Here is an 18,378-nt window from a genome sequence, read left to right as displayed (position 1 = left end):
ATTAGAATTTGATTGCCTTTTTTATTCTGTCAGTTTATCTTGTAATAAAATATTTTGGGGAATGATATGCCAATTATAAAAGACTTTAAAACAATTCCTGAATTATTTCACATCGTAGCTGTAGAATTTGGTAAGGGTAAGGATAAGCCGGCATTCAAATACAAGGATAAGGACAGGTGGATAGACATAAAATACGATCAAGTGTATGAAGTAACCGAACTGCTGGCTTGTGGTCTGGCTTCGTTAGGAATCAAAAAAGATGATAAGATTGCAATTATTTCAGAAAACAGACCTGAGTGGGTTTATGCCGATATGGCTATATTGGGACTTGGAGCTATCGATGTTCCTCTTTACCCGATATCGACAGCCGATACAATCGAGTATATTCTTAATAATTCCGAATCTGTGGGCATTTTCGTTTCAAATAAATTCCATCTAAATAAAATTTTGAAGATAAAAGACAAATGCAGACATCTTAAATTCATAATTGTGATGAACAATGCCGAAAAATCGCCAGATAAAGGAGTTTATGCTTTTGAAGATATTTTAAATATGGGAAAAGTATTTCGAATGGAAAATCCTGGATATTTCAAGGATAAATGTGAACTCGTAGAAGAAAATCAACTTTGCACTATTATATACACATCTGGAACTACAGGCGAGCCGAAAGGAGTAATGCTTACGCATAAAAATATTGTTTCGAATATTAAAGCAGCACACGAAGTTTTCGATATCAATGAAAACGATATTTTCCTTTCTTTCCTTCCGTTGTGTCATATTTTCGAAAGGATGGCAGGGTATTATACTGCATTTTCGTGCGGCGGAACAATTGCCTATGCTGAGTCAATTGAAAAAATTGCGTCGAATATGCTTGAAATACGACCGACAATTATGACAGCCGTGCCCAGGCTATTCGAAAGAATGTACACAAAAATTAAAAGGAACGTTGAAAATCAATCAGTAAAGAAACAGAAAATATTTAATTGGGCAATCGAAACAGGTAAAGAATATCAATTAGCAAGAAAATCTGGGCAACCGGTACCCATTTCATTGACTTTGAAGCATAAATTGGCAGACAAACTTGTTTTGTCGAAGTTGCGCGAGAGAACGGGCGGAAGAATGAGATTCTTTATTTCTGGTGGCGCAGCTTTAGCCCGCGAGCTCGGAATATTTTTCGAGGCTGCAGGTATTCTTATAATCGAAGGTTATGGTTTGACCGAATCTTCTCCCGTCATTGCAGTTAACAGATTAAACGACTATAAATTCGGAACTGTGGGAAAGCCTTTGCCCGGCGTTGAAGTTAAGATTGCTAAAGACGGCGAAATTCTTGCTCATGGACCAAACATCATGCAGGGATATTATAAAAATAAAAAAGAAACTGAAGAAGCAATAAAAAACGGCTGGTTACATACCGGCGATATTGGCGTCTTCGACGCAGAAGGTTTTCTGATTATTACAGACAGAAAAAAGCATCTGTTTAAGACGAGTCAGGGCAAATATATTGCACCGACTCCAATAGAAAGCATGTTCCTTGCAAGTAAATATATCGAGCAATTTGTTATAATAGGCGATCGAAGAATGTTTATCACGGCATTAATTGTCCCCGATTTTGAAGCTTTGAAAGAATATGCCGATGCCAACAGAATTCAATACAAAGACGAAAAAGAACTGGTGAAGATGAAACAAATTTATGAATTGCTCGATAGAGAACTTGAGCAATTTCAAAAGAAACTTTCCTCTTTCGAAAGGATTCGTAAATTCACTCTCCTCGACAAGCCATTTACAATCGAAGACGGCGAGCTGACTCCCTCATTGAAAGTGAAAAGAAAAGTTATTGAAGAAAGATACCGCGATTTAATCGACGAAATGTACAAAGGGCTGGAGGGTTAAACTTATTCACCGATTTAATCTAAGGTTAACGATGGCTCCAATTGTCGGTTGATGTCAATTTCGGGAAGAACTTTATTATTTATCTCATGGTATCCTTTCCCATTCTCACGATTCTTATTCTTGGAAATTTCTTATATTTGTCCTCAATCATTAATAAAAATGAGTGGAAAAATTGAAGAAAGAAAAGGTCTTAGTTACGTCGGCTTTGCCTTATGCCAATGGAAGAATTCATCTCGGACATTTGAGCGGAGCTTATTTACCGGCTGATATTTATGTTCGTTATAAACGACTCAAAGGCGATGATGTGATTTATATTTGTGGTTCCGACGAGCATGGCGTGCCTATTACAATTACAGCGGATAAAGAAAAAGTAAGTCCCAAAGTTATCATCGACAGATACCATGAATTAAATAAACTGGCATTTGAAAAGTTTGGTATGAGTTTCGATATTTATTCGAGAACGAGTATACCGATTCATCATAAAACTGCACAGGAATTTTTCAAATGTTTTTATGATAATGGACTACTCATCGAGAAAAAATCGATGCAGTTTTACGACCCCAAAGCAAAAATGTTTTTACCAGACAGGTACGTTGAAGGTACATGTCCTAAGTGTGGCAACGAAGAAGCCAGAAGCGACGAATGTGAAAAATGTGGCTCGTTATATGAACCTTCCGAATTGAAAAATCCCAAAAGCAAAATATCCGGCGAAACGCCAATATTAAAAGAAACTTCGCACTGGTATTTTCCTCTGGGTAAATTTCAGGAGCGTCTTGAAAAATACGTCGACGAAATGAATAAAAATTACGGCTGGAAAGAAAATGTTCTTCAATATTGCCGCGGTTGGTTTAAAGATGGATTAAAAGACAGGGCTGTAACAAGAGATCTCGACTGGGGAATTAAAGTGCCTCTCGAAAATGCAGAAGGGAAAGTAATTTACGTCTGGTTCGAAGCAGTCCTCGGTTATATCTCTGCTACAAAAGAACTTTCGGAAAAAAGAAATGATCCCGACTTATGGAAAAATTACTGGCAGAATCCAGAAACCAAATATGTTGCCTTCATCGGAAAAGATAATATTGTTTTTCATACAATTATTTTCCCTGCAATGTTGATGGCATGGAACGATTACAATGACGACAAATATATTTTGCCTCAGAATGTTCCGGCAAATGAATTCCTGAATTTTGAAAGTAAAAAATTTTCTAAGTCGCGAGGATGGGGAGTCGATGTGCTGGAATTTCTCGATATGTTTCCTCCCGATCCATTGCGGTATACTTTAGCTGCCAACCTTCCTGAAAATAAAGACACGGATTTTTACTGGAAAGAATTTCAATCGCGAAATAACGGCGAACTTGCCGACATCTTAGGTAATTTTATTAATCGTACTTTTACTTTTGCTTTTAAGCATTTTGAAGGCAAAGTGCCCCCTCTTTATGAGCTTAAGGATATCGACAAAGAGATGATTGAGCTGGTTAAAAGTTATCCTGAAAAAGTAGGCAAGTTAATCGAAAGGTATAAAATCAAGGATGCAGTCTTTGAAATGATGAATCTTGCAAGGGCTGCAAATAAGTATTTTAATGATTCTGAACCGTGGATTACAGTTAAAAAAGACAAAAACAGATGCGCTACAACGATAAATATTTGTCTTAATACAATTTACACTCTGGCAGAAATATTTGAACCAGTTATTCCTTTTACATCTCAAAAAATATTCAACATGCTTGATGCCGAAAAAGTCCCGTGGTATGAATCCGGCCAATTCCATCTTGAAGCTGGCAAAGTATTGAAACAACCTGAAATTCTCTTTACTAAGATCGAAGACAAAATTATTGACCAGCAACTTTCCAAACTCGATTCTGGAGAGACGTCAAATGAAGATGAATTGATTTCGATAGACGACTTTAAGAAAGTTAAATTGATGGTTGCAAAAGTAATTGAAGCCGAAAAAGTACCTAAGAGTGATAAACTTCTAAAATTAAAATTGCATACTGGTAATGACGAAAGACAGGTTGTGGCTGGCATTGCAAAAAGCTACAGTCCTCAAGAATTAATTGGAAAGAATATATTGATTGTTGGAAATTTAAAACCGGCAAAACTATTTGGAATCGAATCGCAGGGAATGATTTTAGCTCTCGATACAGATGAAAAAGAGAGAGTGAAAATAATTGAAATCGATCCTTCAATTTCACCCGGTCGCCTTGCTAAGTAATTATGGATTATTAATATGAAGGCAGGGCAAAAGGCGAAGTCGAGAAACAAGACCATTATTCTTCATGATGATGAATTGAACGGGTACTCGAAAAAGTTACTAAAATTAAATTCTAAAGTCGAAGCAGATTCTTTGATCAACAAAACAATTAACCAGGATTTCTTCGATGCCGTAAAATTTATGCCCGACAATTTCGTAGATCTACTGATACTCGATCCTCCGTATAATTTAAATAAGTCGTTTAACTCAATTAAATTTACTTCTAGAAGTATTGATAAATACGCTGCTTGGATTGAGAAAATTATAATAGCTCTTAAACCACTTTTAAAGAAGAACGCTTCGTTATATTTTTGCAGCGACTGGTACACTTCGATTTCCATTTCGTCGGTACTCAGCAAGCATTTTATAATCCGTAACAGGATTACTTGGGAAAGGGAAAAAGGCCGAGGTTCGGTAAAGAACTGGAAAAATAATTCCGAAGATATCTGGTTCTGCACAATGTCGGATAAATATAAGTTCAATGTAAATGCTGTTAAACTGATTAAAAAAGTTATTGCCCCTTACAGGGATTCGAACGGCCTTCCCAAGGACTGGATAGAATTCGAAAATGGAAATTTCAGATTGACTCATCCTTCGAACCTGTGGACAGATATTTCGATACCGTTCTGGTCGATGTCGGAGAATACAGAGCATCCCACACAAAAGCCTGAAAAATTGATTGCTAAACTTATATTAGCCAGTAGCGAGGTAAACGACATTGTGTTTGATCCTTTTGTCGGTTCGGGTACTACATCAGTTGTCGCAAAAAAACTCGGGAGAAAATATGTCGGCATCGAAGCAGATAATTATTTTGCATGCCTTACAGAAAAGCGATTGGAATTAGCAGAAACAAATTCCGATATTCAAGGTTATAATTACGGTTTTTTCTGGGAACGTAACACCAAACCGTTTCCAATCAATTTTAATGTCAAAAAGAAGCGTTAATAAATAGCGGGAGGAATCTCATGTCGTTAAAATCAGTCAAAATTCTGAGTCTTATTTTTATTATCGTCCTGTCTGCATGCTCTGCTCAAAATTCTAAAATTGTGGTTGCAGAATTTGGTGGTAATAAAATTACGCTGGATGAATTCGAAAAAGCTTACGAAAAAAATGCTGCTCTTGAAAAAAATTCCGACGATTCCCTCGATAGCTATAAGAACTTTCTCGACCTTTATGTTAATTACAGAATGAAATTAAGAGATGCTTTTGTAAGAGGTTACTACCAGGACGAAGATTTAAAAAAAGAATTGACTGATTACAAAGTAAATATCGGCACAACTCTTTATTATGAAAATGAGATTATTAAACCCGGAATTAAAAAACTGTACGATAAACGAAAAGAAGAGTTCAAAATTGCTCATATCATGCTCGTGCCAGATTCAGCACAAACAAGCGAAGATGTGTTTGCCTTAGGTAAGGAATTAATTCAACGAATTAATAACGGCGAAGATTTTGCTGCACTGGCTAAAGAATATTCTAAAGATAAGTTTACAAATAATAAAGGCGGAGAAATTGGTTTCATTACAGCAGGCGATATACCATTCCCGGAAATTGAAGACGCCATTTATGCAACAACTCCTGGTTCTGTTTATCCTCAACCTGTAAAATCGAACTTCGCATATCACATTTTAAAAGTGATCGAAAAACAACCACGTCGCTATATGATCAAAGTTCGCCACATAATGGCTTCTGTAATGGATTCGAATAATGTAATCGATACTGCGGCTTCTTACAAAAAAATTCTCGAAGTTGAGGAAAAGTTGAATAACGGTGGCAATTTTGAAGAACTTGTAAAAGAATTTTCAGACGATAAATTCAGTTCGAAAAAAGGCGGCGACCTCGGTTTTATTGCAAGAGGTAGAATGGTAAGGGAATTTGAAGACGCCGCATTTCAATTAAAAGTGGGTGAACGTTCACCAATTGTAAAAACAAGATTCGGATACCACATTATAGAAGTAACCGAAGAAAAGCCAACTCCCCCAATGGATGATATAAAAGAAGAATTGAAAAACATCTATCAAAAAACACGATACAATTACGACAAAAACAAATTTATCGATAGCCTTAAACAAAAAGCTGGCTTTACGATAGTTCAATCAACAATAGATAAAATTCTGGAAAATGTCGATTCGATGAAAATGGGAGATGATTATTGGAGATGCAAAATACATAATGATTTTGGCAATTTGCCCGCTTTTAAGATCAACGGCAGGGACGTTTCTGTTGACTCGCTATTTAATTTTATGATAACCAAAAAGAAAATATCCAGAGGTAAAGTTGGCGAAACGATAATAAATAATTCTATCGATGAGTACTCCGACGAATTGGCTGTGCGGGACGTAGTATTGAATTACGATAAAGTTAATTCGCAATTTGCTTCTCTGATGGATGAATATGAGAAAGGCGTCTATTTATTTAAGATACTTGACGAAGAAGTCTGGTCGAAAGTTAACATCGACAGTACAATGGTTAAAAATTATTACGAAAAGAACAAAGAGAATTTTAAATGGAACGACAGAGTTCAGTATAGTCAGATACAGGTAAAGTCGGATTCGCTTGCAAATGTAATCTACGAAGAATTGAAAGCAGGAGCCGATTTCGATTCTGTAGCTTCAAAGTATACCCGTTCCACTATTAAATCTGAATTAGTGGAAGTGAAAAACGACGGAAGTCTGGCGGATAAAGCTCTTGAGCTGCGCGAAGCAGGCAAAATTTCAGAGCCCTTTAAATTCAAGGGCAACTGGGTAATAATTAAATTGATTAAACACGAGCCTGCGAGACTCAAAACACTCGAAGAAGCGCGTAACGAAATTACGGGTATCCTGCAGGAAATGGAAAGCAAACGTCTTGAAAACGAATATATCGATAAATTGAAAAAATTGTATCGTCCAAAATATTATTATGATGAACTCGAAAAAATTGTTAAAAAATAGCGTTTTTCTTGCTGTTCTGTTTGCTTTATTGTTTGTAGCATGCGAACAAAAAAAAGAAACAGGCGAAGAAGTAGTGCGTATCGACGACGCTGTGTTGACCGAAGATGAAATTGAAAAAGAAATTGGCAAAGGCGCTTCAAAGTCAATTTATCGAGAACAATTTATTAATAACTGGATCGAAAAAGAAGTGCTCTATCGTAAAGCAATTGAAGAAGGCATTACCAATTCAGATGAGTATATCAGTTTGATTGAAAATTCCAAAAAAGAACTTGCCGCAGCATTGCTGATTAAAAAGTACTTAATGGAAAATCCGCTTGTTATAGAAGAAAATGAATTAATTGATTTTTACAATAAGTACAAACACGATTTCGTGCTTCAGCAGGATGCATATAAATTGAATTATATCTCATTTAATAACGAGGAAAGCGCAAAAGAATTCAGAAGAATATTGATTGAAAGCGATTGGAATAAAGCGCTGAATGTCTTTCGTGACAACGGCTCAATTATTGAAAACGAAACCGATAAACTGTTTTATGATTATCAGATTAATCCCGTCGCTCTAAATCAAATAGTAAAGAACCTCTATGAGAACGAAGTCAGCATTGTAACTGAAGTTAATCCGGGTAAATTTACTGTTATACAATTTTTGAAACGTTTTGACAGGGGTATTATTCCTGAATTCAAAGAGGTGAGAAATATTGTTTACGAACGGTATAAATATTTCAAGCAAAAAGAAAAAATAAAAGAATTCATCGAAGAGTTAATTTCGGAATCCGATATAAAAAGGGAATCAGAATGAAAAAATTATTTTTGTTTTTATTACTCGCATCTGGAATTTATGGGCAACAAGTAGTTGATCGAATTGTGGCTGTAGTGGATGATGATATTATACTTCATTCAGAGCTCGAATTTCGTGCAAATCTGGAAGCGGCACAAAGGCAATTGCCTCGGGTCGATTCGACTTTGCTCAAAAATGTTTTAATGCGTATGGTGGAAGAGAAACTCCTATATGCGCAGGCAGAAATCGATTCGGTAGTAGTATCAGACGATCAGGTAAAAAGTCAACTTGATTACCAGATAAATTATTTCATCCAACAGTACGGTTCCCAGGAAAAACTCGAAGAAGCATACGGAATGCCTGTCGAAAAAATCAAAAGAGTTTTGAGGGAAGACACCAGAAAGAATTTAATGGCTCAAATGCTACAGCAAAAAAAGTTTGGCGAAGTTCAGGTATCGCGTAAAGAAGTGGAAGATTTTTATGAAGCCTACAAGGATTCGCTTGGAATGGTGCCTGAAAAATTTGAATTGTCTCATATATTCCAGAATCCCAGAACGGGAGAACAAACAAAAAAGCGTGCTTATGAATTTGCCAGATCGTTACTCGACAGTTTAATACAAGGAGCCGACTTTGCTTATCTTGCAAAAAAATATTCAGACGATGCGGGCAGCGCTTCAGCCGGAGGCGATCTCGGTTTTGTTAAACGAGGCATCTTTTATCCTCAATTCGAAGCAGCTGCATTTTCCCTTGTACCCAATCAAATTTCGGATATTGTCGAAACACCCGTTGGCTACCATATAATTCAACTTCTTGAAAGAAGAGGTGAAGCGATCCACGTAAGACATATCCTCGTTAAACTTAAAGCAGACGAAGAAGCCGACCTGAGAGCTATCGAATTTCTTAACGAACTCCGTGATAGTATATTAGCCGGCAAAAATTCTTTCGAATATTATGCAAAGAAATATAGCGACGACAAAGAGAGCGCAAAATTCGGTGGTAAACTCGGTATTTTCGAGGCAAGTCAACTCGATAAATCCTTGCTCGATTTAATCTACAAAATGAAAGAGGGCGATATCTCCTATCCAAAAAGAATGGAGATTGACCCTAATTCTTATGGGTACCATATTGTCAAATTAATACGCAGAATACCTCAACATAAACCAAATCTTGAGCAAGATTACGATGAATTAAGTAGATTGGCTGAATATTACAAAAGACAAAAAATTTATAACGAATGGATGCAGGAAATTAAAAAAAGAATCTACTGGGAAATAAGACTTTAATAAGGGAAAGAATTGAAAAATAAAAACAGTAATGCGGTTGATCTTGAACTCGCAGAAAAATTAAGCGAGAAAATTAATAACGTCAGGAAAGAAATATCAAAAGTAATTGTAGGTCAGACTGATATAGTTGATAATTTATTGGTCTCTTTGCTTTCGCAGGGACATTGTTTGCTTATTGGAGTGCCCGGTCTTGCTAAAACATTATTGATCAAGACACTCGCCGAGGTGATGGACTTAAAATTTAGCCGTATTCAATTCACACCCGACTTGATGCCAGGCGACATTACAGGGACTGAAATCATCGAAGAAGACTTAACTTCAAAAAAAAGGAACTTCCGGTTTATAAAAGGACCTTTATTTGCAAATATTGTTCTTGCAGATGAAATTAATAGAACGCCACCTAAAACTCAATCCGCTTTACTCGAAGCCATGCAAGAGCACAGGGTTACAGCTGCTGGCACTACTTACAAACTCGAAGAACCGTTTTTTGTTCTGGCTACCCAAAATCCAATAGAACAGGAAGGTACTTACCCTTTGCCCGAAGCTCAACTCGATCGGTTTATGTTCAGTCTATGGCTCGATTACCCTTCGGTCAGAGAAGAAATAGAAATCATCAAACAAACAACAAGCGATTATTTGCCGCAATTAACAAGAATCATCACATCTGAAGAAATAATTGAATTCCAGAATTTGATTAAACGCGTTCCTGTTGCTGATAACGTTATTGAATATACAGTTAAGTTTGTCAATACTACCCGCCCTGGTGACGGCAAACCAGAATTCATAAACAAATGGGTGAATTGGGGTGCAGGTCCAAGAGCATCGCAATATCTTATTATGGCTGCCAAAACTAAAGCTGTCATTGAAGGCAGATTTACCCCAGGTATAGACGACGTTAATAATTTTCTATATCCCGTACTCAGGCATCGCATAGTTCCTAATTTCTCAGCAGAAGCAGAAGGAATTTCTACTCTCGATATTATTACAAAACTGCAAAATCAGTTATAGCCAATCATCAGATACTGTACCGGAAAAAATGTTGAAAGTCAGAAAACCTGTCCCTCTTCTTTTATGAGCGACATTATTTTTCGCCTGCGCCGAAAATTCGAAAGTATCCGAAAAACATCAATTCAAAAAACTCATACATGATTGTTGCCGATACGCTACAGATAGTTAGATAGTTTCGGGTAAAGTAAAATCTGACAAACCATTACCGATTTACAGGCTAAGTATGCAAGCCATTCTTTTATTTATAAAATGAAGGAAGCAGCGAGAGGTGTTGTCAATTTAAGAAGTATTAAGAGTGGCAATACATATAGTATTTATTTAACAAAAGATTCACTTAACACACCCAGATATTTTGTTTATGACGAAGATATGATTAACTATGTAATCTTTGAATTCGGTGATTCAATTACTGTCACAAGGGGTGAGAAAGAAAAATGTGTAGAATTGAAAGTTTCGAAAAGCAGTATTGTGTATTCTCTTTGCGACACGCTTGAAAAAAAATCTTAATATAGACCAGGCAATTACACTCTCGGATATTTATGCCTGGCAAATCGACTTTTTCAGGATTCAACCGGGTGATAGTTTCAAAGTTTACAGCGAAAACATATATGTAGACGACCAATTAGCTGGAACGAGTAGAATATTAACGGCGCAATTGTTCAAACGAGTGATAGAATCCAATGCATTTTATTTTGAAGATGTAACGAGTCGGATAACTACGACGAAAAAGGTAAAAGTTAAGAAAAACATTTCTGAAAGCATCTCTTAAGTACAGCAGAATTTTATCGAGATATTCAACGCTCGACTGCATCCGATATCAGGACGGGTAAAGCTCACTTGGGGACACATTATGCGGCTTCCATCGATACGCTGATTTTGAGTGTTGGCGATGGAATAGTGATAACTGCGGGTTATACAAAGGGTAATGGAAATTATATGAAGATAAAACACAAATCGGTTTACCCACTCAGTATTTGCTTATGTAGTGTTTTGCAGAATACATTTGTAAAGGAACTTATGTTAAACAAGGACAGGTGATTGGATATGTAGTTAAAACCGGACAGGCTACGGGTCTACATTATGCTATCGGTTCTGGAAAAACGGCCGTCAGGTGAACCATTTAAGAGAATTAATTTGCCAGTCGAGAGGAATTCCTGTAGGAAATAGACAGAGTTCGATTCCCTGAGATTTGCATATCTTGAAAAATTAAATTCTTGAGAAATATAAAGAAGAATTTTTAGTACCAATCGATAATTTATAATTATGCATAATTGTGCATAAAAATAATTTTTATATTTTTGTAAAGGCATAAAATTTTTTTTATTTTTACAATTAATTTTTCCCATAACAACGAGGTTAAAATATGAAAGCAGAATGCCCGGTCTGCGGCGCAGAAATAGAATTAGTCGAAGGTACCGTTGAGGGTGAATTGCTCGAATGCCCCGACTGTGGAACCGAGCTCGAGGTTGTTTCACTAAATCCACCCAAATTAAACGAAGCTCCTCAAGAAGAAGAAGACTGGGGTGAATAATTGGTCTGGGTTTTAGATTCCACCTTAAGAGAAGGCGAGCAAACACCAGGTGTTTATTTCGATAAGCACATTAAACTGGCCATTGCAAATATGCTCGACGAAGTGGGTGTAGACATTATTGAAGCAGGACACCCGATGGTTACGCCGGAAATACATGCTGCCGTAAAGTCGATTGCTCAAAAAAATTATAAATCTATAGTAGGGGCGCATTCGAGATCCTTAAAAGCAGATGTAGACCTGGCACTCGAATGTGGCGTTAAATTTATTGGCGTCTTTTATTGCGTTTCCGACGAACGTCTTAATACAGTATTTAAGAAGGATCTACATACGGCAATTAACCAGATTACCGATGTAATTAAATACGCAAAATCTCAGAAACCAGACCTGCTTATTCGTTACACCCCTGAAGATACTGTACGCTCCCAATTCGAGAATGTTGTAACTGCTGCAGTTGCCGCAGTAGAAGCGGGTGCAGACATAATTAGCGTGGCTGATACCACGGGATATATGGTCCCCGGTACAAAAAGAAGCATGTACGATTATATTTCTCGTCTCAAAGATGAATTCACAAAAAGAAATTTGAATCCTAAAGTTGCAGTTCATTGCCATAACGACAGAGGACTCGCATTGGCTAATTCACTCGATGCATATAGAGCGGGTGCAGACATAATTGATGCTGCAACTCTTGGTCTGGGTGAACGTGCTGGCATTACTGATCTGGCACAATTGCTGGTTGTTCTCACGGTCGATTTCGGAGAAAATAGATGGAACCTGAAAAAATTGCCTGAATTGTACGACCTGGTCAGTAAACATTCCGGAGTTCCCATCCCCCATAACTTCCCTATGACAGGGAAAAATGCATTTACACATTGTGCCGGTGTTCATACACACGCCGCTTCAATTAATCCGATGCATTATGAAAGCCTTTCACCAGATTTGTTGGGACGCCAGCGCACATTTGCACTCGATCATATGTCGGGTATTGCATCTCTCAGATATGCCCTCGGCTTAATTGGCGAAAATAATATTGACGAAGAAATGCAATACGATATACTCAAAGAAGTTAAAGCCGTCGGACAACGCGGCAGAACCGTTGACCTTCCCGAACTTAAGCATATCGTTGAGGCTGTAAAACATCATCAGACCTATAAACATATTTGATGTTTTATAGCTCTTCTAAATAAATTACAATAAGAGGAGATAAGTAAAATGAAAGTTGGCTTGCTTCATTCATTATTAAGAAAAGATGAAAAATATTTAATCGACGAATTAAATAAGGTTAAAGATGTCGAACTTGTTATGATTGACGACAGAAAGATCAAATTTAATGTTGGGAAGGATAATTTTGATTTAGATGTGGTTGTCGAAAGATGCATTAATCACTCGAGAGCATTACACGGTTTGCGCCTATTCGAGGCTGCTGGTGTTAAATGTGTCAATTCGTATAAAACAGCTACAATTTGCGGCGATAAACTATTAACCTCAGTAGCTTTAGCTGAAAACAACGTTCCCCAACCAGAGGTACGAATCGCATTTACTGAAGAATCCGCTTTAGAGGCAATCGAAGAAATGGGCTATCCCGTAGTTCTTAAACCTGCTGTCGGTTCATGGGGTAGACTGCTTTCCAAAATTAACGATAGAGATGCTGCCGAAGCAATACTGGAACATAAAACCATCCTGGGCTCTTATCATCATTCGATTTTCTATATTCAAAAATATGTTGAAAAAAGGGGAAGAGATATTCGCAGTTTCGTAGTCGGCGACGAATGTATTGCTGCAATATACAGGACATCTTCTCACTGGATTACAAATACGGCTCGTGGCGGAAAAGCTTCTAACTGTCCTGTGACGGATGAAATAGCAGATATTTCTATTAAAGCGGCTAAAGCCGTAGGCGGCGGTATTGTAGCGATCGATATATTTGAAACTGATGAAGGTTATGTCGTTAACGAAGTAAACTATACGATGGAATACAAAAACAGTATCGATACGACTGGCGTTAATATTCCAGCTAAAATGGTTGAGTATATTTTAAAAGTTGCCAGAGGGGAATAATGGAAAAAGTGAAAGTTTCTATTGTTGGTGCTTCAGGTTATACAGGTGGTGAATTACTGAGACTATTATTATTTCATCCAAATGTTGAAGTAAAACAGGTTACATCTGAATCATTTACCGGCAAATTCGTCTATAAAGTCCATCCAAATTTGCGTAAAGTAACTCAGCTTAAATTCAGCTCTGTAAGCGAGCTTGAGGAATGTGACGTTTTATTTCTCTGCCTTCCACATAATAGTTCGCAAAATAAAATTGATGAGTTTATGAAACTTGCTCCAAAAATTATTGATTTGAGTGCGGATTTCAGACTTAAGGACAGTCAAGAATATAAAAAATGGTACGGTCACGATCACTCACGTCCGGATTTATTAGGCAAGTTTGTTTACGGAATTCCAGAAATTCATCGCGAAGAAATGAAGAATTCGAATTATATTTCGAGCGCAGGTTGCAATGCCACTGCTTCTATTCTCGGCCTTTACCCTCTTTATAAAGAAGGATTGGTGGAAGAGGAGAGAACTGTAATTGAAGTTAAAGTCGGTTCAAGCGAAGGCGGTAATAAAGTAAATGAAGGTTCTCATCATCCCGAGCGCAGTAATGTGGTTCGTTCTTACATGCCAACAAGGCATCGTCATACAGCCGAAATAATTCAGGAATTGAGCTTCGGAAAAAAAATAAATATTCATTTTTCGGCAACGGCCATCGACCTTGTGAGAGGTTTGCTTGCCACCTGCCATCTATTTCTGAAAGAAAATCTTGATGAAAAAGAGATCTGGAAAATTTATCGTAAATATTATTCAAACGAACCATTTATCAGAATTGTAAAAGAAAACGAAGGCATTTACAGATTTCCGGAACCAAAACTATTAGCCGGTACGAATTACTGTGATATTGGCTTTAAGAAAGACGAGCTGTCTAATAGATTGGTTGTTATTAGTGCAATCGACAATTTAATGAAAGGAGCTGCAGGTCAGGCTCTCCAGGCATTCAATATCATGAATGGATTCGATGAAAAAACAGGACTTGAATTTCCTGGGCTTCATCCAATTTAATCGGATTAACTATGTGTCGCTTATTCTATCTTAATTCAAAAGAGAAAATAAATGCAGGAAAGTTTCTTGAAAAATTTGCACTTATTTCCCGTAATAGCAAAGAATATCAGGGACACGGATGGGGTATGGCATATTGGGTCGATGGTGAACGTAAAATATATAAAAATATTAAACCCATCTGGGAAGACGATCTCACAAAATTTGGCTATACGAATAGAATCATAGCACATGCCAGAAGCGCCTTCAGAGATGAGGGCATTGTTGTGGAAAATAATATGCCTTTTTACGACGATAAATATGTATTTATTTTCAATGGTGAATTAAGGGGCGTTAGAATTAAAGAAGACGGTAGAATTGGCGCCGAAAAAATTTTTAATTACATTAAAAGATTTGATCGAGGTTCAATTAAAGACGCATTATTAAAAGGCGCTTCGATAATTTCGAAGAAAAGCGCTTATGTAAGAGCAATGAATATCATTATAGCAGATAACTATTCGGCTTATGTCTACTCAAAATTTAACGAAGATCCCGATTATTTTACAATGCACAAAAAAATTGACAACAATATTATTCTCGTTTCATCAGATCCGTTTCCTAATGAATCTAACTGGCAAAAAATTGAAAACGAATCAATAACGGAGTTCAGATGCTTTTGATTAAAATTGGCGGCGGGGCAGATATTAATATTAAAGGAATTGTTGCAGACCTCGCAAAAATTAACGACAAGTTTATTATACTACACGGTGCAAATGCGTTACGCGATTTAATTGGCGAAAAACTCGGATACAAAAAGCGTATTGTTACCTCAGTTTCCGGTTATGATTCTGTGTTTAGCAATGAAGAAACAATCGACTTGATGATGATGACTTATGCCGGCCTCAGAAACAAAAGAATTGTAGAACTGTGCCAGCAAAACGGAATCAATGCAGTCGGTTTAAGCGGGCTGGATGGCAAAGTTATTCAGGCCAGAAGAAACAGCGGTATACGCGTGCGTCAAAATGGTAAAACTCTTTTGCTCAAAGATTTTTCTGGTAAACCTAATTCTATCAACAAACACTTGCTCGATCTTCTTCTCGACAATGGTTATACACCTGTACTGTCCGTCCCTTTGTTGGATGAAAATAATTTTGCTGTAAATTCAGAAAACGATGATATACTGGCTCTGCTTCAAAAAGAATTTAATGCTGATAAAATTATTTCTCTAATCGAGGCACCAGGCTTTTTGCTCGATAAAAATGACCCTGATTCACTATTAAAAAATATCTCGCGTAACGAACTCGAAGCGATGGAACAGAAAGTGGAAGGTAGAATGAAAAGAAAGATACTTGCACTCAGAAAATTATTCGAAGGCTCGCCTACGACTGTAATTTTATCTGACGGTCGCACTGAACATCCGCTTGAAGATGCTCTTAACGGGAAAGGAACAATAATTTCATAAAGGTGGATTATGAAAGACTTTAAAGCATTACAGCAGCAGTACGAAATTGACGTTTATCCAATGAGAGATGTTGTATTCGTTAGAGGAAAAAATTCAAGATTGTGGGACGACAGGGGAAATGAATACATCGATTTATCTTCCGGAATCAGCGTAGCTAATATTGGTCATTCCAACGAAAAAGTAGCACAAGCAATATCCGAGCAGGCGCAGACTTTAATTACATGTGCCAATACATTTTACAACGACAAGAAAGCTCTATTTCTGGAAAAACTTTTTTCTGTCGTACCTAAAAATCTAAAGAAAGCATTTTTAACTAATTCCGGCACTGAAGCAATCGAAGCTGCTATCAAGTTTGCCCGATTTACCACAAAAAAGAAAAAATTTATAGCAGCAATGAAAGGATTTCACGGCCGGACGATGGGTGCTCTCAGTGCTACATTTAAAAAAGAATACAGGGAAGCATTTGAACCTCTGGTGCCCGGCTTTTCTTTTGTGCCTTACAATAATTTTGAAAAATTAGCAGAAGCTATTGACGAGGACACTGCCGGAGTCATTCTTGAACTTGTGCAGGGAGAAGGTGGAATTAATATAGGCGATAAAGAATATTTTCAAAAAGTACGTAAGCTTTGCGATGAAAAAAATATTTTACTCATAATAGACGAAATCCAAACCGGCTTTTGCAGAACCGGCAAAATGTTTGCTATCGAACATTATGGAATTGAAGCCGATATGATGACCCTTGCAAAATCGATTGCTGGCGGTTTCCCGATGGGTGCTGTGCTCTGTTCAGATAAAATTCAAATCGAAAGAGGTAAACACGGTTCGACTTTCGGAGGCAATCCTCTGGCTTGCGCCGCCGGAATAGCTGCCATCGATTTCATGGTGGAAAATAAATTATGGGAAGCATCGACAGCAAAAGGAAATTATTTCAGAGAAAAGCTCGAAAAATATCAACTCTCTAAAGTAAGAGAAATCAGGCAAATCGGTTTAATGATCGGTATTGAATTGAAAGAAAAAGTTCAATCCTACATTGTTGAATTACTGTCGCAAGGAGTCGTTACGCTGCCTGCAGGCACAACCGTTTTGAGATTACTTCCGCCACTTACAATCGATTATGCCGACCTCGACACAGCAGCTGAAAAAATTGCCAAAGTATTGGCTTAAAAAAAAGAGGCTTTCTCTTTAATTATCATTCAAAAATTCATATCGAGAAAGCCTTCTCTTTTTAATTGAGATACTTTGACTTTATACCCACTTTTAACTTATTTTACTGAATAAAAAAATAAGATTTATCAATGTTATTAGATTATCTTCCAATTTTTCTTGTACTTGCTTTTTCTATAATAGTAAGTCTTGCAATAGTTTTTTCCTCGCGGTTATTCGGCCCATATCGACCCAATAAAGTTAAAACCATGTCGTATGAAAGTGGAAAAGACCCCGTTGGAAGCACCCACGAGCGAATTTCTGTTAAGTACTATCTCGTAGCTATGTTGTTTATTATTTTTGACATTGAAGTTATTTACGTTTATCCGTGGGCTGTTGAATTCAGGAACATGTTTCAGTCTCACGGATTATTTGCCTTTATGCCGATGTTTATATTTTTAATTGTACTTGAGCTCGGTTATCTCTACATTCTTATGAAAGGAGGATTGAAATGGGATTAGAAGCCAAGTTGACTAAAGATGGATTTATTACAACGACTATAGATGCTATTATTGCATGGGCTCGTAAAAGTTCTGTTTGGCCAATGCCTATGGGCATTTCATGTTGTGCCATTGAAATGATTGCCTCGGCAGATCCGAAATACGACCTGGCACGTTTTGGTTCGGAAGTTATGAGATTTACACCGCGCCAGTGTGATTTGATGATCGTAGCCGGTACCGTTACTTATAAAATGGCACAGGTGGTTAGAAGAATTTATGACCAGATGCCCGAACCAAAATGGGTAATTGCTATGGGTGCTTGTACTTCATCCGGCGGAATGTATCGTTCATATAACGTTGTTCAGGGTATCGACCAGTTTCTGCCCGTCGACGTCTACACTGCTGGGTGCCCACCAAGACCCGAAAATTTGATTAATGCAGTTATGACAATTCAAAAGAAAATTGGAAATACCCGCGCAAGGGATTTTCAGGATAAACCATTATTAGAACTTCAGAATAGATAAT

Annotated in this window: 19 protein-coding genes; all 19 read left to right on the top strand. The window is 37.2% G+C overall.

The window, feature by feature from the left end; genetic code table 11:
- Positions 1-66 precede the first annotated feature (66 nt).
- Positions 67-1,890, top strand: coding sequence for an AMP-dependent synthetase/ligase (locus ACUN8G_RS10260; RefSeq protein ID WP_437347524.1), 1,824 nt, complete (start codon positions 67-69; stop codon positions 1,888-1,890).
- A 163-nt stretch (positions 1,891-2,053) separates the two neighbouring features.
- Positions 2,054-4,099: a methionine--tRNA ligase gene (gene metG, locus ACUN8G_RS10255; protein ID WP_437347525.1), complete on the top strand. Its 2,046-nt coding sequence runs from the start codon at positions 2,054-2,056 to the stop codon at positions 4,097-4,099.
- Between the two features lie 15 nt (positions 4,100-4,114).
- Entirely contained in the window at positions 4,115-5,083 is a 969-nt protein-coding gene (locus ACUN8G_RS10250) for a DNA-methyltransferase (RefSeq protein ID WP_437347526.1), read from the top strand.
- Between the two features lie 20 nt (positions 5,084-5,103).
- On the top strand, positions 5,104-7,071 hold the full coding sequence (locus ACUN8G_RS10245; RefSeq protein ID WP_437347527.1) for a peptidylprolyl isomerase: 1,968 nt from the start codon (positions 5,104-5,106) through the stop codon (positions 7,069-7,071).
- On the top strand, positions 7,040-7,870 hold the full coding sequence (locus ACUN8G_RS10240; RefSeq protein ID WP_437347528.1) for a hypothetical protein: 831 nt from the start codon (positions 7,040-7,042) through the stop codon (positions 7,868-7,870). The genes ACUN8G_RS10245 and ACUN8G_RS10240 overlap by 32 nt, the downstream gene beginning before the upstream one ends.
- The gene (locus ACUN8G_RS10235) at positions 7,867-9,132 is read left to right on the top strand and encodes a peptidylprolyl isomerase (RefSeq protein ID WP_437347529.1); all 1,266 of its coding nucleotides are present in this window, start codon (positions 7,867-7,869) and stop codon (positions 9,130-9,132) included. The genes ACUN8G_RS10240 and ACUN8G_RS10235 overlap by 4 nt, the downstream gene beginning before the upstream one ends.
- Positions 9,133-9,144: 12 nt before the next feature.
- The gene (locus ACUN8G_RS10230; RefSeq protein ID WP_437347530.1) at positions 9,145-10,140 is read left to right on the top strand and encodes an AAA family ATPase; all 996 of its coding nucleotides are present in this window, start codon (positions 9,145-9,147) and stop codon (positions 10,138-10,140) included.
- A 249-nt stretch (positions 10,141-10,389) separates the two neighbouring features.
- Entirely contained in the window at positions 10,390-10,647 is a 258-nt protein-coding gene (locus ACUN8G_RS10225) for a hypothetical protein (RefSeq protein WP_437347531.1), read from the top strand.
- A complete protein-coding gene (locus ACUN8G_RS10220; RefSeq protein WP_437347532.1) occupies positions 10,631-10,909 on the top strand; it encodes a hypothetical protein in 279 nt (92 codons plus the stop codon). The genes ACUN8G_RS10225 and ACUN8G_RS10220 overlap by 17 nt, the downstream gene beginning before the upstream one ends.
- 68 nt (positions 10,910-10,977) lie before the next feature.
- Positions 10,978-11,178: a M23 family metallopeptidase gene (locus ACUN8G_RS10215; RefSeq protein WP_445480937.1), complete on the top strand. Its 201-nt coding sequence runs from the start codon at positions 10,978-10,980 to the stop codon at positions 11,176-11,178.
- Positions 11,179-11,503: 325 nt separating this feature from the next.
- Positions 11,504-11,671 (top strand): lysine biosynthesis protein LysW, encoded by a 168-nt coding sequence (gene lysW, locus ACUN8G_RS10210; RefSeq protein WP_437347534.1) that lies wholly within the window; start codon positions 11,504-11,506, stop codon positions 11,669-11,671.
- Positions 11,672-12,832 (top strand): hydroxymethylglutaryl-CoA lyase-like TIM-barrel protein, encoded by a 1,161-nt coding sequence (locus tag ACUN8G_RS10205; protein WP_437347535.1) that lies wholly within the window; start codon positions 11,672-11,674, stop codon positions 12,830-12,832.
- Between the two features lie 48 nt (positions 12,833-12,880).
- The gene (gene lysX, locus ACUN8G_RS10200; RefSeq protein ID WP_437347536.1) at positions 12,881-13,726 is read left to right on the top strand and encodes a lysine biosynthesis protein LysX; all 846 of its coding nucleotides are present in this window, start codon (positions 12,881-12,883) and stop codon (positions 13,724-13,726) included.
- Positions 13,726-14,772 carry an N-acetyl-gamma-glutamyl-phosphate reductase gene (argC, locus tag ACUN8G_RS10195; protein ID WP_437347537.1) on the top strand — a complete coding sequence of 349 codons (1,047 nt, stop codon included), beginning with the start codon at positions 13,726-13,728 and terminating at the stop codon, positions 14,770-14,772. Before lysX ends, argC begins: the two co-directional genes overlap by 1 nt.
- 11 nt (positions 14,773-14,783) lie before the next feature.
- The gene (locus tag ACUN8G_RS10190; protein WP_437347538.1) at positions 14,784-15,428 is read left to right on the top strand and encodes a class II glutamine amidotransferase; all 645 of its coding nucleotides are present in this window, start codon (positions 14,784-14,786) and stop codon (positions 15,426-15,428) included.
- On the top strand, positions 15,419-16,210 hold the full coding sequence (locus ACUN8G_RS10185) for a [LysW]-aminoadipate kinase (RefSeq protein ID WP_437347539.1): 792 nt from the start codon (positions 15,419-15,421) through the stop codon (positions 16,208-16,210). Before ACUN8G_RS10190 ends, ACUN8G_RS10185 begins: the two co-directional genes overlap by 10 nt.
- Positions 16,211-16,219: 9 nt before the next feature.
- Positions 16,220-17,374, top strand: coding sequence for an aspartate aminotransferase family protein (locus ACUN8G_RS10180; protein WP_437347540.1), 1,155 nt, complete (start codon positions 16,220-16,222; stop codon positions 17,372-17,374).
- Between the two features lie 131 nt (positions 17,375-17,505).
- Positions 17,506-17,874 carry an NADH-quinone oxidoreductase subunit A gene (locus ACUN8G_RS10175; RefSeq protein WP_437347541.1) on the top strand — a complete coding sequence of 123 codons (369 nt, stop codon included), beginning with the start codon at positions 17,506-17,508 and terminating at the stop codon, positions 17,872-17,874.
- Positions 17,865-18,377 carry an NADH-quinone oxidoreductase subunit B gene (locus tag ACUN8G_RS10170; RefSeq protein WP_437347542.1) on the top strand — a complete coding sequence of 171 codons (513 nt, stop codon included), beginning with the start codon at positions 17,865-17,867 and terminating at the stop codon, positions 18,375-18,377. Before ACUN8G_RS10175 ends, ACUN8G_RS10170 begins: the two co-directional genes overlap by 10 nt.
- The last annotated feature ends 1 nt before the right edge of the window (position 18,378 follow it).

It is taken from the genome of Melioribacter sulfuriphilus, assembly GCF_052656625.1.
Note: the sequence above shows the minus strand (reverse complement) of the source record. Positions and strands in the feature narration are given on the sequence as shown.

What these genes read in the sequence shown, in the direction of transcription:
- ACUN8G_RS10245 (WP_437347527.1), top strand. Translation starts at nt 5,104, where the DNA reads ATGTCGTTAAAATCAGTCAAAATTCTGAGTCTTATTTTTATTATCGTC.
- ACUN8G_RS10190 (WP_437347538.1), top strand. Translation starts at nt 14,784, where the DNA reads ATGTGTCGCTTATTCTATCTTAATTCAAAAGAGAAAATAAATGCAGGA.
- ACUN8G_RS10185 (WP_437347539.1), top strand. Translation starts at nt 15,419, where the DNA reads ATGCTTTTGATTAAAATTGGCGGCGGGGCAGATATTAATATTAAAGGA.
- argC (WP_437347537.1), top strand. Translation starts at nt 13,726, where the DNA reads ATGGAAAAAGTGAAAGTTTCTATTGTTGGTGCTTCAGGTTATACAGGT.
- ACUN8G_RS10250 (WP_437347526.1), top strand. Translation starts at nt 4,115, where the DNA reads ATGAAGGCAGGGCAAAAGGCGAAGTCGAGAAACAAGACCATTATTCTT.
- ACUN8G_RS10240 (WP_437347528.1), top strand. Translation starts at nt 7,040, where the DNA reads ATGATGAACTCGAAAAAATTGTTAAAAAATAGCGTTTTTCTTGCTGTT.
- ACUN8G_RS10180 (WP_437347540.1), top strand. Translation starts at nt 16,220, where the DNA reads ATGAAAGACTTTAAAGCATTACAGCAGCAGTACGAAATTGACGTTTAT.
- lysW (WP_437347534.1), top strand. Translation starts at nt 11,504, where the DNA reads ATGAAAGCAGAATGCCCGGTCTGCGGCGCAGAAATAGAATTAGTCGAA.
- ACUN8G_RS10260 (WP_437347524.1), top strand. Translation starts at nt 67, where the DNA reads ATGCCAATTATAAAAGACTTTAAAACAATTCCTGAATTATTTCACATC.
- ACUN8G_RS10225 (WP_437347531.1), top strand. Translation starts at nt 10,390, where the DNA reads ATGAAGGAAGCAGCGAGAGGTGTTGTCAATTTAAGAAGTATTAAGAGT.
- ACUN8G_RS10170 (WP_437347542.1), top strand. Translation starts at nt 17,865, where the DNA reads ATGGGATTAGAAGCCAAGTTGACTAAAGATGGATTTATTACAACGACT.
- lysX (WP_437347536.1), top strand. Translation starts at nt 12,881, where the DNA reads ATGAAAGTTGGCTTGCTTCATTCATTATTAAGAAAAGATGAAAAATAT.
- ACUN8G_RS10175 (WP_437347541.1), top strand. Translation starts at nt 17,506, where the DNA reads ATGTTATTAGATTATCTTCCAATTTTTCTTGTACTTGCTTTTTCTATA.
- ACUN8G_RS10235 (WP_437347529.1), top strand. Translation starts at nt 7,867, where the DNA reads ATGAAAAAATTATTTTTGTTTTTATTACTCGCATCTGGAATTTATGGG.